Genomic DNA, 14,776 nt, shown 5'->3' with positions numbered 1-14,776 from the left:
TATATCCGGCTGTTTTACAAACGGTTATTGTCAATATTTACTAACGCCTTTTTTAAGGTAAATAGTACATAAGCCCTGTCGCGGTTAACCAGATCCATTAGCCGGGTAATAAGGCTTTCTTCCTGGCCTTCGGCATATTGTAACTGCTCGTTGGTGAGGTGGTTATATTTACGTTGGATCTTGATTTTAACGCGTTCCCATTCTTTATTGGTAATACTGATCTCAGCCATGATTAATTTATTTTCAACAAAAATATAAAAATAGAACGTGCCCCGCAGTAATTTTTTGGCAAGGCAATTGTTAAGGCATTGTAATTAATTGATAAAATAACCGTTTGGTAGTTTAATTATGAAAAACAACGGAGCCGCTTGCTCTACCTGCAGCGGTTTCAAACGTAAACTTAAATTAAAATTTATGAAAAAGGTTTTATTGAGTGCAGCAATACTGATAGCAGCATGCATCAGCGCGCAGGCACAATTCTCATTGGGAATAAAAGGCGGTGTAAACTTTTCGAAGATCAACACCGATAACTTAAGCTCATCAACCCGCACCGGATACCAGGCCGGTATTTTTACCCGCTTTGGCAGCGCGCTTTACTTACAGCCCGAGCTGTATTTGAGCGGAACCGGAGGCGATTTCCATTCGAACGATAACTCGGTGAGCGGGAATGCGCATTTTACCAATCTGAATGTACCGGTGTTAATCGGTCACTCGTTTGGTGCAAAAAACTTAAATTTCAGGGTAATGGCGGGTCCGGTTTATACATCAATATTAAGTAAAAACCTTTCGCAAAGCCTACAGGATGCCTATGCCGATTTTGGACACTACAAAAGCAGCACGCTTGGCTTCCAAGCCGGCGCTGGTGTTGATATTGGTGCCATTACTGCCGACTTGCGCTATGAGGGCGGCTTAACCAAAATAAACTCTGACTTTGGCCAGCGTCAAAACCTTTTTGCATTAAGTATTGGATTTAAGATCCTGTAATCAGATTGAATCGGGGTTGCAGCTGTTGAAGGTAGCAACCCCATGATATAGAAAACGTCCCGGCTGTAACAACCGGGACGTTTTTTGTTAATGTATTTACCTAGCCGCGGCTACTTCTTCATTTCTTCTTTTATCGCCCTTAAAAATTCATTGGCATGCTGCGAGCCAATGATATACACCAATCCGTCCCTGTCGGTAAGGTGGATGGCATCCCTGCCGGCAGTGTAAAATCGGATAGTGCCCCTGGTATGAAGGTTATAAACCGGGTTATTAAAAAGATACCTGCTGTACTCGCCTTTTTCGGCCTTCACAATGCTGTTCAGATCTATTTTTACAAGCCGGGTTGTCCACAGGCCATTAAGTAAAATGCTTTTGTTCTCTATCCGGGTTCTGAAATGAAGTAAAAACCCCATTATGATAGATATGATAATAATAGCGAAACCAACAATAACCAGCAAGCCGCCGTTGCGCTCGCGCTCATCTGTAAAAAAATAAGCGGCAAAACAAAACATAGCTAACACCAAGCGAATAGTAATTGGAATAAATTCCCTGCCGAGGTATTGTTTTTCAATAAAAGCCGGTTTCTCTGTCATTTTACGCTGATGATTGATAGTGTGTTGATTTGAAGATGAGCTGGTTTTTAACGCTTATTAATGGTTTTCATTTTCATATCATCAAATATTCAAGTTAGCCAATTCGAATATAGTTACTTTTTTAGTGTTTGCGGTAACTTTGTACTGATCGTTAAGCCGGTAACCACCTACCCAAACAATGTCGCCGTTGCCATTTACAATTAACGGGATCTCGTCTTTAAGGTGCAGCGGCACTTTCTGATCAATAAAAAAGTCACTTACTTTTTTCCGGCCTTTCATTCCCAGGGGGGTGAAATGGTCGCCCGTTTTCCACGGCCGCAAAGTTAAAGGATATATCAACAGATCGGCATCCGTTGACACCGCCATGGGGTTGTTTTTTACAATAAGCGGACTTTCATCATGCAAAATGGCCAATTTATAGTGGCCGTAATCAACATGCCTGTCATGCAGCGCAATCAATGTTTCGGGTTGTTTTTCGTTTTTTTTAGGAGTGATGATCAGATGGGTACGGTCTAATATCAGCTTAAACCCTGTTGTTTCGAAAACCCTGCCCGAATGTTTGTTTAATGACGAAATCAGATCATCAATAAGCGTATCGTTAACGCCGAAATCCTGCAAAAGGTTAAAAAGCAGCAGGTGCTGCGGCTTCAGGACCCTTAAGTCCTCCAGTGGTACCCTGATCTCGTTTGCATGGGCTACGAACAGCTGCTGTTTCAATTTGTCGACCCGCTCATTTAATAGTAACTCCAGCTCTCTGAAATGTTTAAGGTTGTTGTCAAAAGTTTTTTCCAGGCCGGGGTTAAGCTGTTTCAACGCAGGGATAACCTCCAGGCGGATTTTATTGCGCGCATATTTAACCGAAGCATTGCTGCTGTCTTCCCGGTAAGGTAATTGCAGCCGGTTAACAAGGGTGAGGATTTCATCACGGGTTAAAAAAAGCAATGGGCGCACCAGCAGACCATTTTTTGGCAAAATGCCGTGCAGGCCCGCAATACCGGTACCGCGTGTAAGGTTTAACAATATTGTTTCAATTGCATCGTTTTGATGGTGCGCAAGCGCAATAATCGAATAATCAGCTTGTTGCCTTACCTGTTCAAACCATTGATAACGCAGGGTGCGGGCCGCCATTTGGGTTGATACCTTTTCGTCGGCGGCGTATGCTAAGGTGTCAAAGCTGATGTTGTGAAACGGTACATCAAGTTGTTGCGCCAGCTGATAACAAAATTGCTCGTCGCCTGTTGATTCGTCATCGCGCAACTGAAAATTACAATGTGCTATGCCAAAGTTAAAGCCTGCTGATTTAAGCAAATGAACCATGATGACAGAATCCATACCACCGCTTACTGCAGCAAGTATTTTACTGCCCTGCGTAAAAAGGTTGTTTTGCTCAATAAAATCAGTGAATTTTTTAACGGGCAGCATCCATCAAAATTATTAATTTAAAACCCCAACAAAAAACTAATTTTGCCGACGTGAGGAAATATGTTTTATTCTTTTTTTTATTGTGTGCAGCCGTGAACGCTATGTGCCAAAAAAAATCAGTAGTTAACCTGATCAAATCAAAGGAAAGCTACGGAATAAAACTTAATGGAAAGGACCTGGTGAAGGTTTACCAGGGAACCTTCAGGCAGGATTTTTCGACCTTAAGTTCAGACAGCGCCTACTTTTACCCGCAGGATAATGCCTTTGATGCCTTTGGACACGTGGTTATTAACCAGGGCGATACGCTTAACATATATTCAGACAAGCTAAATTATAACGGTAACACAAAAATTGCCCTGCTTACTGACAATGTAAAAATGGTAGATAAAGATGCTACCCTTACTACCAATTACCTTACTTATAACACCGCTACGCGGATTGGCACTTATGTTAACGGTGGTAAACTAGTGAATAAGGATAATACGCTGCTCAGTAAAAATGGGTATTACTTTGCCTTTTCGCACGATTCATATTTCAGATACAATGTATCGCTCACCTCGCCGGATGCTTTAATAAAGACCGATACCATGCGGTATAATACCAACAGCAAGATAGCATACTTTTATGGGCCCACCCACATTTACGGCACCAAGGCCGAGAAAGGCAAAAAAGATAAGGACACGCTTTATACCGAAAACGGCACCTATAACACCGTTGTGGAGCAGGCCGCTTTCGGAAAAAACAATTTATATACTTCCGGAACAAAATCGTTAAAGGGAGACAGTTTGTTTTACGATAAAATAAAAGGCTACGGCCGCGCCGTTAAGCATGTTACTTTTACAGACAAGGAACAAAAAACTACCATAAAGGGGAATTTAGGTATATACTTTAAAGCCGAAGAGCGAACGGTAATGACCGAAGACCCTTATATAATTATTGTAACGGAGAAAAAAGACACTGCAAAAACTGATTCGGCAGCCAAAGCCGATTCGATCCGAAAGGTGGATACTTCATTCAAAATAAATCCGGAAAAAAGTAAAAGTGCCATTAATATGGCTAAGCTGATTAAACAAACCCTGCCGGGTAAGGCAGATACCGTTATCAATACCCGGCAATTTAACCCTGATTTGGTAAGGAATAATAAATTAAAGGCAGACTCGATATTGAAAAAGCTGCCCCTGGATACCGGCAAGCTGCATAAGCAAATTGATGCTGCGATAAAGAAAGCACCTGTTGATCTGAAAAATATTAACATGAAAACTTTGCAGTCGAAAGTGATCCCGATGGTCTTCAAGGCAAAAAACATTAATAAGGAAGATATCATCCCCCTTCGTGCAGGGCAACCTCATCTTCAACCGGAGATTAAAGCGCCAAAGGATACCAGCCATATTAAGCGCGATTCGGTTTACATGTCGGCAGATACTATTGAAACGCAGATCCTTACTTATAAGGACCTGAAGATATACCAGGAAAAGCAACGCCTTGCACATATAAGGGACACCACTTCAAAGCCAAAGTCGAAGATCCCGGAGTCGAAATTTTTAACGGGGAAACTGGCCGGTGTGCCGCTTGATACCACATTTCGCCATCCTGAGTTTTTTGGGAAACCGAAGCAGGCTCCCAAAAAGCCACCTGTTGTTTTAACTAAAAAACAGCTGATGGCTGACAGCCTGCGAAAAAAACGCCTGGACGATTCTATTACTACGGCCCGTAAGCTTGAGCCGAGCGATACCGCACGCATCCGCATTGTACTGGCACATCATAATTTTAAACTCTTTAAATCGGACATGCAGGCCAAGTCCGACTCTATGTTTTACAGCAACAGCGATTCAACCATCCGCTGCTTTGTAAACCCGCTGATCTGGACGGAAGGCTCTCAACTCTCCGGCGATACCATTTATTTGCAGATGAAGCATAAAAAAATGGACAACATGGTGATGTTTCCGCATGCCTTTATTGTAAATATTGAAAAGGGCGATTCCGTACACTTTAACCAAATAGCCGGAAAAAAAATGCGCGGTTATTTTAAAGACGATAAGTTGCACCAAATTTTTATTGATGGCAATGCGGAAAGTATTTACTTTAACAGGGATAGCGGAAAAACAGAGGTAAGCGGCATGGAGCGTTCTTTAAGTACAGGTATCCGGGTTAATTTTGAAAAGAACCAGGCAACCAACATCGGGTTTTATTTAAAGCCCGAGCACAAATACACGCCTATAGCCAAAGTGGTTGATGATGATAAAATTTTAAAAGGCTTTATCTGGAAACCGAAGGAAAGGCCGGTATCAAAAGAGTCTATCATCCCGTCATATAACCGGAAAGCGGCAGCAAAGCAAGCCCGGGATAACGCGAAAAAAGGTAAAGTGCCGGATAAAAGCCCGCCGGGTGTAAAAGCCGTGAAGGATAGTGTTAATAATAAGTTGCAAAATCTGCCCGGCGTAAAAGCAGCAAGGGATAGCCTGAATAAATTACCTCAGAAATTACCGGGCATAAAAGCGGTTGGCGATAGCCTGAACAAAGCGCTGTCAAAATCACCTGCGCTAAAAGCCGTAAAAGATAGTTTATTGAAAGCCGCACCTGTTAAGCAGCCGGTAAAAGATAGTGCTATAATAAAGCCACCCGCAGTTAAGAAGCCGGGGAGCAATTGAGTTTAAGTGCTATACGGCCCGCTTGTGAACGATATAGGTTTTGCGGCAAAAAGTGCAATAATATTTCCTGATCTCCAGGAAAAACAAAAAGGTTTTAATAAGCCAGCCCCTGTGTCTTTTGCATGTAAAGTCTTCACCGCACGATGGACAAAAATGGATATGATTTAGTTTTATAACGGTTTTCAAGAAAAGTATTTTCCAGTTTTTACGTTAAAAAGCAGCTTTTGGTTTTACACTGGCTACCATTCAGCGGAATAAAGCCGCGCAGCAGGGTCAAAACAGTTATTTCCCATTCAAAAACGCAATTAGCTTTTCCATTGCTTTAGCGCGATGGCTTATGCGATTCTTCTCTTCCAGGCTCATTTCGGCAAAAGTGACGTTGTAGCCGAGGGGCTCAAATATAGGGTCGTAACCGAAGCCATCGGTCCCTGCGCGTTCTTGTCGGATAGTGCCCTCTGCGGTGCCTTCAAAAAAGTGTTCAGCACCATTCCAGATCAAAGAAATAACGGTGCGGAACCGTGCGCTGCGGTTATTTTGTCCGCTTAGCCTGGTAAGAACTTTGTTGATATTGGCCTGGTGGTTGCCGTGTTCGCCGGCATACCGGGCTGAGTAAACGCCGGGTTCGCCATCCAGCGCATCAATTTCAAGTCCACTGTCATCGGCAAAGCAATCCAGCTTAAATTCTGTATGAATATAATTGCTTTTTATGGAGGCATTTTGGTGGAAGGTAGTGCCGGTTTCAGCAATATCATCCAAACAACCGATATCATCCAGGCTCAATAATTTTATCTGCCCATCAATTTTAGCTGAAACCTCGTGCAGCTTATGGGCGTTATGGGTTGCAAAAACTAACTGGTGCATGGTGTTATAATTGTTTCATTTGTTCCCAAAATGCTTTTTTACTTTCAACGCTGTCCATCATTTCGTCAAAACTGAAGGTTAACAACACCGGATAGCCATTTAATTGCAATAGCTTATTTAGTTCAAAAGCTTCGAGCCCGGCAGGCCGGCTGCTTTTGCCAAGTAAAAGGAGCTTTTGGGGTTTGAAAAAGCCCGCCAATGCAGCAAATTCAGCATCTAAATATTTCGCCCTGTTAAAAATGGCTACGTCATCGCGGCTAAATCCCAACCGGGTAAGCGTACTTTCCAGCGCGGCAAGGTGTTTCTCGTGCATGTAGTCATGCTCCGGATAATGAACAATAACCAGGAAATTCTTTTTGTGCCCGCCCAGGAAATGGAAAGTTGCCGGTTCGGGTTCAGCCACGGGCGGCACCGAAACCGTGCGCTTATATTCGGGCTCCGGTTCAGCAACGGCATTCGCCGGGTTTGAACCAGCGGGCGCAGAATATGCTTCCTTATCTTTATTCAGCAGGTAAATGTCGTCCTGCATAATAAAACTGAAAGCGGTAGGGTTTTCTATGTTCATTGTTCAATTTATCGGAGATATTTAAATCCTGTTTTTAGCCGGTTAATTCCTGATTGTCATTACTGTAAAAATAGCGATACAGCGTACTCAGAAAGTACAAAGATGCCAAAGCCTGATTGTATTTAACAAATTTTAACCAAAAGTAACTAAACAGTTTGAGGCATTATGGGCATATTCGCACAATTATATTCGGTTTCAATTAATTGCCGTTATTTATAACGTGGTAATTCATAAATTTTACCGAAATTCGAAGGTTTTTAACCCCAACAAAATTTGGGGTGTTTAATTAGCATATATAAGGTACATGAGAAAGTTTGGGATAGCCATTTTTAGTATTATTTTATTTATACAGGCAGCAAAGGCGCAGCAAAAACACACGCTCGACAAAATTGCCGGTGTGGTGGGAAGCAGCATTATCCTTCAGTCGGATATAGAATTAAAATATGCAACCTATATTGCCCAGGGTATGCAACCGAATCCGGCCTTTAAATGCCAGATTTTACAGCAGCTGTTAACACAGAAATTATTGGCTGCACAGGCGGTTATTGATAGCGTTGAAGTTAAAGACGACGAAGTGGACGCTGATGTTGATCGCAGGATGCGCGGAATGATACAACGTGCAGGCGGACAGGACAGGCTGGAACAGTTTTTAGGCCGGTCGGTTATTCAATACAAAGACGAGATTCGTCCGGATATTAAAGAAGGATTAATTGCGCAGAGAATGCAGCAAAAAATCACCTCGAACATAAATACTACCCCGCAGGATGTTAAAAAGTTTTACGACGGAATCCCTAAAGACAGCTTGCCTACCTTTAACAAGGAAGTTGAAGTGGGCGAAATTGTATTTAACCCAAAATTGAATGCGGCCGAAAAAGATGCGTATAAAACAAAGGCAGAGGAGCTAAGGAAAAGGATTTTAGCAGGTGAAGATTTTGGAGCGCTGGCCCGCCTTTACTCGCAGGACCCCGTTTCGGCCCCTAATGGCGGCGACCTTGGTTTTAATGACCGTACCGCATTTGTTAAAGAATTTACGGCTATGGCTTTTAAGCTTAAAGCCGGAGATATTTCTCCTGTATTCGAGTCGGATTTTGGTTTTCACTTTTTACAGGTGATTGAACGCCGGGGCGAGCAGGTGCACGTACGCCATATAGTGATAGTGCCAGCTGTTACCCAGGAAAGCTTAAACCGAATAAAGGGAAAGGCCGATACCGTTTATAATTTGCTGATAAAAAGCAAGGCAACCGATTTCTCATCTGCCGCTGCGTTTTATTCGGATAATAAAGACACTAAGTTTAATGGCGGAATGATGTTAAATGCAGATAATGTGGAGGCTCGTTCCACTTACATCCCAACAGATAAGCTGGATCCGCAGGTTGCTCTTGTTATTGATACCATGAAGGTCGGCGGTATTTCAAAACCGTTTTTATTTACCGGCGCCGACGGCAAAAGTGGCTACAAGATCCTTTACCTGAAATCAACCAGTAACGCGCATAAGGCCAATCTTGATCAGGATTATCCTAAATTGAAAGAATATGCCAACAATTCAAAGATCAACCGCACAGTAAGTGAGTGGTTTGAGAAAAAAAGAAAAGAAACGTATATCCGCATAGATTCACAATACCAGGGCTGCCCAACTATAAAAGATTGGAGTACACCGTCATCTGTACCGGCAACTGCTGAAGTTAAACCTTAAAATAAAATATGCAACACCGCTCGGAAGTGGAGGCTGCTGACGCTTTAAGGCAGGCTTACCAGCAAATAAGTGCTGAAATAGGTAAAGTAATCATCGGTCAGCAGGAGGTATTAAAGTTTGTGCTCATTTCTATTTTTAGTAATGGGCACTGTTTGCTGGTTGGCGTACCCGGCCTGGCAAAAACACTGCTGGTTCAAACAGTTGCACAGGTGCTTGATCTTGATTTTAAGCGCATCCAGTTTACCCCCGACCTGATGCCTTCAGACATCATTGGTTCAGAGATCCTCGGTGAGGACCGGAATTTTAAATTTATCCCGGGCCCGGTTTTTGCAAACATCATTCTTGCGGATGAAATTAACCGTACCCCCCCCAAAACGCAGGCGGCTCTTTTAGAGGCTATGCAGGAAAAGGCAGTTACCGCGGCGGGGGTTACCCATCGTCTTTCGCAACCTTTTTTTGTATTGGCTACGCAAAACCCCATTGAGCAGGAAGGCACTTATCCGCTGCCCGAAGCGCAGCTGGACAGGTTCATGTTCAACGTGGCGCTAAACTATCCAAGTTTTAGCGAGGAGCTGCAGGTAGTTAAAAATACCACCAGCACCAACAAAGTTGAAGTGAATAAGCTTTTAAATGCGGAGCAGATCGTTTATTTCCAGCAGCTGGTGAGGAATATTCCCGTTGCCGATAATGTATTGGAGTATGCGGTTAAACTGGTAGCCAAAACGCGCCCGCATGGCGAGTTTGCCAGTGCATCGGTTAAGCGTCTTTTAAACTGGGGCGCTGGCCCAAGGGCATCACAATTTTTAATTTTGGGCGCCAAGTGCCACGCGGTGATCAATGGCAAGTATTCGCCGGATATTGAAGACGTGCAGGCAATAGCAAAACCTATATTAAGGCACCGCATTGTACGCAGTTACCACGCCGAAGCAGAAGGTTTATCTGCCGACGATATCATTGAACAGCTTTTTTAAGGATTATTTCCGGATGTAAGAGGTCTTAAATCAGCAATGCTGACTCAAGACCCGACAGTAAACTTCATTCCTCTTATTTCTTGCCGACAACCATTTCTTCCAGGGCATCAATCCAGGTTGGCGAATCGTTCAGGCTTTCTACCAGCTGGATGTGTTCTCCGCCCAGCGCTTTAAACTCTTCGCCGTATTCTTCGGTAACTTCATAAACGGTTTCAAGGCAATCGGCAACAAAGGCAGGGCAAAATACCAGCAGTCGTTTTTTTCCTTCTTTGGCCAGCTGCTCAATAACTTTGCTGGTGTAGGGCTGTACCCAGGGATCGTTACCCAGGCGCGATTGAAAACAAATAGTATATTTTTCTTTGGGAAGGTTTAATTTCTCAGCTATCAGCCGCGCGGTGTCATGTGACTGTGCCGAGTAGCAAAGCTTGTTGGTATCGTTCAAAGTGTTGCAGCACCCTTCAGATTTTAGGCAATAATTGCCGGTATGGTCGCACTTAATCAACTGTCTTTGCGGCAGGCCGTGAAAGCTAAACAGGATGTGATCGTAAGTTTCCGGATTGTACTTTTTACCGTTGGCAGCAAAGGTTTCTATCATCAACTCGTTGTCATGAAACGAGTTTACAAATGAGATAGACGGGATAGTTTGCCAGTCTTTAACCAGTTCCATCACTTTGTCATAAACCGAGCCGGTGCTGGCTGATGCATATTGAGGGAACAACGCGATTACCTGGATGCTTTCAACCAGTGATGCTTTTAGCCTGTCTAAAGCCGAGGCAATTGAGGGGCTTTGGTAGCGCATGGCTAATTCAACCTGGTATTCGCCGCCCAGCCGCTGCTGAAGCGCCTGGTGCTGTAGTTTGCTATAGTGAAGCAGGGGCGAGCCGGTTTCTTTGTCCCAGATATGCCGGTATAATTTTGCGGATTTAGGCCCTCTGAACGGAACAATTATCCCTTTAACTAAAAGCGCACGGGCTATGGGATTGATATCAATTACCCTTGCATCCATTAAAAACTCATCGAGGTATTTACGAACATCCCCTGTTGAAGGACTATCAGGCGTACCAAGGTTAACAAGCAGAACTCCCTTTTTACTCATATTATTTTGTGACGTAAATTTAATAATTACAGCCCAGAGATTTGAGCTTAGTTGAAAATAGACTTTAAAGGTGTAAGAATTGACAATTGCATGTATTTATCAATAGACAGCGCATATAAAAAGCAAGGTAAGCTGCCGGGTTATAGTTTTTCTAAAGCAGCCTTCACATCCTGCATCAGCCACATTGGGGTTGAGGTTGCGCCGGCAATGCCTACCGTGTCACCAATAGAAAACTCGCAATTTTGCAGTTCGCTTACGGATGAAATGAAATAGGTATTGGGGTTATGCTTGCGGCACACCTCGAATAAGACCTTCCCGTTTGACGATTTTTGCCCTGAAACAAATACCACCTTATCAAACCTTGTCGCAAATTTGGGCAAATCCTTATCCCGGTTTGATACCTGCCGGCAAATGGTATCATTAGCCTTAAGGTTATAGCCGCGTTCCAATAGCTGATCTTTGATGTTATAAAACTTCTCCATGCTTTTGGTAGTTTGGCTGTAAAGGGTAATGTTTTCAGGTAATTCCACGTTATCCAGTTCGGCAATGTCCTGAAAAACCAAGGCTTCATTGTTGGTTTGCCCCTGAAGGCCCACAACTTCAGCATGCCCATGTTTTCCAAATATCAGGATCTTCTCGTTGGCGTCAAATGATGTTTTGATGCGGTTTTGTAATTTAAGCACCACCGGGCACGATGCATCAATAAGCGTAATTTTATTTTCTAAAGCTGTACGGTAGGTATCGGGCGCTTCGCCGTGTGCGCGGATCAGCACCTTTTCGTTACTAAGGCTGGCCAGGTCGGCATGTTCAATAATCCGGAGACCTTTGGCTTTTAGCCGTTCAACCTCTTCGTCATTATGCACAATATCCCCAAGGCAGTAAAGGTACCCGTCTTCGGCTAAGATCTCTTCGGCCATATCAATGGCGTAAACAACACCAAAGCAAAATCCCGAATCCTGGTCAATAGTAACTTTTAACTGGTAATCTCCCATGATACTGCAAAATTAATGAAAAATGTTCATTGGTTCATTAATTTACAGATGCTGGGTGCACCAACGTTCATAGTTATATGATATTTCCTAACCCGCCGTGGCCATTTGCTGTTGTAACGTTAAAACAATAAACTCGCCGGGCCTTACAATGGCTATCTTTATTACAACGTTCATAAAACTGTCGAGTAAATCATCCGCTGTCATGGTGGTGCCTAATCCGCAATTCACAGAAAATGCATTTGAAGCGGTAGCACCCATCAAGCCTCCCTCTTTCCATATCATAGTTAGAAAGTTGCCAATCGCAGCCGTTAGGGCCACCCAGGTATTTTGAGTGTTGGGTTGAAAAACATAAGCCCGCATAGCAGCTTTGCATGACTGTTCAATCATTGTTACTGTTCTTCTTACCGGCAGGTACTTCCAGTCATCGCTGTTTCCGTCAAGCGTTCTGGCACCCCAAACCAGGATGCCGATCCCACTGAAACACCTGATGGCATTAATTGATTTGCCTGAAACTGCATCCATATTTAAACCGGCTTGCTGGCTGTCTGACAGGGTTAAAGGCAATGATACGGCGCCGGTTACTGATGTATTTGCCGGTGCCTGCCAAACACCACCCATAGCATCAACGGTTGTAATTATCCCGGCAATAGCACCCGACGGTGGTAATATATTTGCCAGGTTTAAAATATTGTTGATGATAAGCGCATAAACACTGCTGGCGGTACTAAGGGCACTGCTATACTGTTGTGCAGTTAAAGCGGGGGCTTCTGCTGTTGATATGCTGTTTATGACCGACGCTGCAGCGGGGTTAGGATTGTCAGCAGGATTTAAGAGCAGGGCCAGCTGTTTTATATCGCCGCCGAAAAGGTTGGTATAGTTGATCTCTCCGTCTTGCATAATAGTAGTGCCAACAAAAGGATAATATGCTGTGCCGTAATCCAGCCCGGTTGTGCCGGTATTGGTTCTGAAAGTGTCAATATCATTATTGAACAGTACCGGATCAGGGCTTTTTCCGCCTATTATATCAAAAATGCTGATTGCCGTTTGCATTTCTGAACATTGTAAAAGCATTGCCTGCATCAGTAGGCCATTGTCAGCAACAGGCAGCAATGTTGCATCGGGGCAGATATACATGGTAGGCTCCTGCTCGGCTTTTAACAGGCTGATACCGTTTAGCAAATCATTTAGCTGAACGTTCGGATTTACGATCTGCTCATCCGGTCGCGCGGGATTTCCGGAAGGGGCAGCGTATGCTCCGACCGACACGATATAGGCGTCGCCGCCACCATTCCGGTAAAAAAGCCGGATGCTGTTATACAGGTAATAAATGGTGTTGGGATCGGGTAAAAAGGAATAATAGCAATTATCAATTACCATATAATCATTACCGGCAGGCTTGCTCTTTTGCTGCACAAGATAATACTGGGGGTTATATTGCTTCACCGGCGAGGCGGCAGCAGGGTCCTGGGGCAGGCAATATATGGATTGGAAATCGGCAAAAGATGTTATTTTTTGAGGGATATTTAAATATGAATTTCCCTGGTATGATGCTTGGGGCGTATATCCTACGAAAGCGGGAACAGCAGTAGCAACCGGAACAACCGTGTTTTGGAAAGCACTTACGTTGTTTACATATACCCCGGGCGTTTTTCGATTTGATATAAACATGGGTGAAAGGTTAGGGTTAATCATACAAAAATACCTTTTCCCTTTTAAAACTTATAAATAAAACTTCATACTTTTCTTCCTTTCCACTCATTTTTTCCGGTTAATTGCTTTTGGATAGATAAAAATGCGATAACAGCCATATTTATTATTTGCACAGGGTGTAAAATAATATTTAACAACGCATTTTGCCCGGCCATAAACGAAATCATAATACGGGAGAGTAAGATGAGTCCAGCCATAAACAGTATCAGGTTAAAGTTTAGCGTCATTAGCACAATCATGGGTCCGCCAATAAGCACTGAAATATAAATTAATAAGCCGGGGACGCTATAGCTGAAGGCAGCAAGCGCATTTTTACTGAACCCGTTTATCGCCTCACTGTAACTTCGGTACATACGGCAGCGGATCATGCCGTTTGCCAATAAAACTTCGCCACGGTAGCCGGCCGTCTTAACCAGCCGCATAATTTCGGCGTCTTCAACTACTTTATCTTTAGCAAGTTCGTGCCATTGCCTGTTGCTGTAAGCGGCGGCGTCAAAGAGCATAAACTGACCGCATGCTGTAGCCGCGGACGGGTTCTTTGTTAAGAAGACCAGGCGTATTGGCAATAAGTTAAGTAATAAAAAATGCAGCAGGGGCACGGTCGCTTTTTCCCCGGCGGTTTGCATCAGCTGGTTGGGGAATAAGCTTAGTAAACCTAACCCGTTAATATACATGCGATGTATGCTGCTGTTGATCAAATGATTGCTTATGACAACGTCGGCATCTAAAAACAAAAAAAATTTCCCCTTTGCCTTTTTTGCAAGCTGGTAACAGGCATAGTTTTTACCAAGCCACCCTAAAGGCAAATGATCTCCTTTTATTACGCTGAAATTTGATTTGCCGGCAGCATAAGCAGAACAGATTTCAAAAGTGTCGTCAGATGATCCGTCATCATAAATAATCACCTCGTAATTTTTGTAATCCTGTACGCTGATTGACTGCAGCAGGGTTAAAATATTATGGGCTTCGTTCCGCGTCGGAATCAGGATAGAAACCAGGTCGGTATAGCGCCTGTTTACCCGGGTTAATTTAGGGTTTGAAATAAAATTAAAAAGCGTCACCGTAAAACGCAGTACAATAAATAATAAAGTAACGGATATAATTAGGATCACTTTTATTAATTCTTTTTGTTTTAAAGTTTCTTTTCAGTAACCAGTACATTTTTTGCCTTAAGCAAACTATCGCAGCCTGAATATGATCAGGCCGTCCCTAAAGCTAAATTGATCTGCTAATTCCGGGAT

General features: G+C 43.4%; 13 protein-coding genes. 4 read left to right on the top strand and 9 right to left on the bottom strand.

The genetic code is table 11. The features are described 5' to 3' along the window. Positions 1-14: 14 nt before the first annotated feature. The gene (locus tag MuYL_RS01210) at positions 15-230 is read right to left on the bottom strand and encodes a hypothetical protein (RefSeq protein WP_094568792.1); all 216 of its coding nucleotides are present in this window, start codon (positions 228-230) and stop codon (positions 15-17) included. A 184-nt stretch (positions 231-414) separates the two neighbouring features. Between MuYL_RS01210 and MuYL_RS01205 the strand changes: the two genes are divergently transcribed. After that, a complete protein-coding gene (locus tag MuYL_RS01205) occupies positions 415-984 on the top strand; it encodes a porin family protein (RefSeq protein ID WP_094572807.1) in 570 nt (189 codons plus the stop codon). A 110-nt stretch (positions 985-1,094) separates the two neighbouring features. Here the strand turns inward: MuYL_RS01205 and MuYL_RS01200 are convergent, their stop codons facing one another. Continuing rightward, complete coding sequence (locus tag MuYL_RS01200; RefSeq protein ID WP_094568791.1) at positions 1,095-1,577, bottom strand: hypothetical protein; 483 nt, start codon at positions 1,575-1,577, stop codon at positions 1,095-1,097. An 81-nt stretch (positions 1,578-1,658) separates the two neighbouring features. Then, a complete protein-coding gene (tilS, locus tag MuYL_RS01195; RefSeq protein ID WP_094568790.1) occupies positions 1,659-2,999 on the bottom strand; it encodes a tRNA lysidine(34) synthetase TilS in 1,341 nt (446 codons plus the stop codon). A gap of 101 nt (positions 3,000-3,100) precedes the next feature. On the opposite strand from tilS, the gene MuYL_RS01190 reads away from it, so the two are divergent. After that, positions 3,101-5,647 (top strand): OstA-like protein, encoded by a 2,547-nt coding sequence (locus MuYL_RS01190; RefSeq protein ID WP_094568789.1) that lies wholly within the window; start codon positions 3,101-3,103, stop codon positions 5,645-5,647. A 282-nt stretch (positions 5,648-5,929) separates the two neighbouring features. On the opposite strand, the gene MuYL_RS01185 is transcribed toward MuYL_RS01190, so the two are convergent. Both MuYL_RS01185 and MuYL_RS01180 read right to left on the bottom strand, forming a co-directional pair. Continuing rightward, complete coding sequence (locus MuYL_RS01185) at positions 5,930-6,508, bottom strand: non-canonical purine NTP diphosphatase (protein WP_094568788.1); 579 nt, start codon at positions 6,506-6,508, stop codon at positions 5,930-5,932. A gap of 4 nt (positions 6,509-6,512) precedes the next feature. Continuing rightward, the gene (locus tag MuYL_RS01180) at positions 6,513-7,073 is read right to left on the bottom strand and encodes a hypothetical protein (protein WP_094568787.1); all 561 of its coding nucleotides are present in this window, start codon (positions 7,071-7,073) and stop codon (positions 6,513-6,515) included. Positions 7,074-7,377: 304 nt separating this feature from the next. Here MuYL_RS01180 and MuYL_RS01175 point away from each other — a divergent pair, with 304 nt between their 5' ends. Both MuYL_RS01175 and MuYL_RS01170 read left to right on the top strand, forming a co-directional pair. Then, complete coding sequence (locus MuYL_RS01175) at positions 7,378-8,766, top strand: peptidylprolyl isomerase (RefSeq protein WP_094568786.1); 1,389 nt, start codon at positions 7,378-7,380, stop codon at positions 8,764-8,766. Positions 8,767-8,774: 8 nt separating this feature from the next. Continuing rightward, positions 8,775-9,737, top strand: coding sequence for an AAA family ATPase (locus MuYL_RS01170; protein ID WP_094568785.1), 963 nt, complete (start codon positions 8,775-8,777; stop codon positions 9,735-9,737). Positions 9,738-9,810: 73 nt separating this feature from the next. Here the strand turns inward: MuYL_RS01170 and hemH are convergent, their stop codons facing one another. From hemH to MuYL_RS01150, 4 genes are all read right to left on the bottom strand, one after another. Continuing rightward, entirely contained in the window at positions 9,811-10,833 is a 1,023-nt protein-coding gene (hemH, locus tag MuYL_RS01165; RefSeq protein ID WP_094568784.1) for a ferrochelatase, read from the bottom strand. A 140-nt stretch (positions 10,834-10,973) separates the two neighbouring features. Then, positions 10,974-11,825 carry a 4-hydroxy-3-methylbut-2-enyl diphosphate reductase gene (locus tag MuYL_RS01160; protein WP_094568783.1) on the bottom strand — a complete coding sequence of 284 codons (852 nt, stop codon included), beginning with the start codon at positions 11,823-11,825 and terminating at the stop codon, positions 10,974-10,976. Between the two features lie 87 nt (positions 11,826-11,912). Then, complete coding sequence (locus MuYL_RS01155; protein WP_094572806.1) at positions 11,913-13,493, bottom strand: phage tail sheath family protein; 1,581 nt, start codon at positions 13,491-13,493, stop codon at positions 11,913-11,915. 65 nt (positions 13,494-13,558) lie between these two features. Then, on the bottom strand, positions 13,559-14,647 hold the full coding sequence (locus MuYL_RS01150) for a glycosyltransferase (RefSeq protein WP_094568782.1): 1,089 nt from the start codon (positions 14,645-14,647) through the stop codon (positions 13,559-13,561). Positions 14,648-14,776: the final 129 nt, after the last annotated feature.

Origin of the sequence: Mucilaginibacter xinganensis (genome assembly GCF_002257585.1) — a bacterium.
GTDB lineage: Bacteria > Bacteroidota > Bacteroidia > Sphingobacteriales > Sphingobacteriaceae > Mucilaginibacter > Mucilaginibacter xinganensis.
The sequence above is the reverse complement of the archived record's forward strand: the minus strand, read 5'-3'. Positions and strand labels throughout refer to the sequence as shown.

Coding starts and splice junctions, on each gene's coding strand:
- MuYL_RS01190 (WP_094568789.1), top strand. CDS start 3,101: ATGTGCCAAAAAAAATCAGTAGTTAACCTGATCAAATCAAAGGAAAGC.
- MuYL_RS01160 (WP_094568783.1), bottom strand. CDS start 11,825: ATGGGAGATTACCAGTTAAAAGTTACTATTGACCAGGATTCGGGATTT.
- MuYL_RS01180 (WP_094568787.1), bottom strand. CDS start 7,073: ATGAACATAGAAAACCCTACCGCTTTCAGTTTTATTATGCAGGACGAC.
- MuYL_RS01210 (WP_094568792.1), bottom strand. CDS start 230: ATGGCTGAGATCAGTATTACCAATAAAGAATGGGAACGCGTTAAAATC.
- MuYL_RS01200 (WP_094568791.1), bottom strand. CDS start 1,577: ATGACAGAGAAACCGGCTTTTATTGAAAAACAATACCTCGGCAGGGAA.
- MuYL_RS01155 (WP_094572806.1), bottom strand. CDS start 13,493: ATGTTTATATCAAATCGAAAAACGCCCGGGGTATATGTAAACAACGTA.
- MuYL_RS01170 (WP_094568785.1), top strand. CDS start 8,775: ATGCAACACCGCTCGGAAGTGGAGGCTGCTGACGCTTTAAGGCAGGCT.
- tilS (WP_094568790.1), bottom strand. CDS start 2,999: ATGCTGCCCGTTAAAAAATTCACTGATTTTATTGAGCAAAACAACCTT.
- MuYL_RS01185 (WP_094568788.1), bottom strand. CDS start 6,508: ATGCACCAGTTAGTTTTTGCAACCCATAACGCCCATAAGCTGCACGAG.
- MuYL_RS01205 (WP_094572807.1), top strand. CDS start 415: ATGAAAAAGGTTTTATTGAGTGCAGCAATACTGATAGCAGCATGCATC.
- MuYL_RS01175 (WP_094568786.1), top strand. CDS start 7,378: ATGAGAAAGTTTGGGATAGCCATTTTTAGTATTATTTTATTTATACAG.
- hemH (WP_094568784.1), bottom strand. CDS start 10,833: ATGAGTAAAAAGGGAGTTCTGCTTGTTAACCTTGGTACGCCTGATAGT.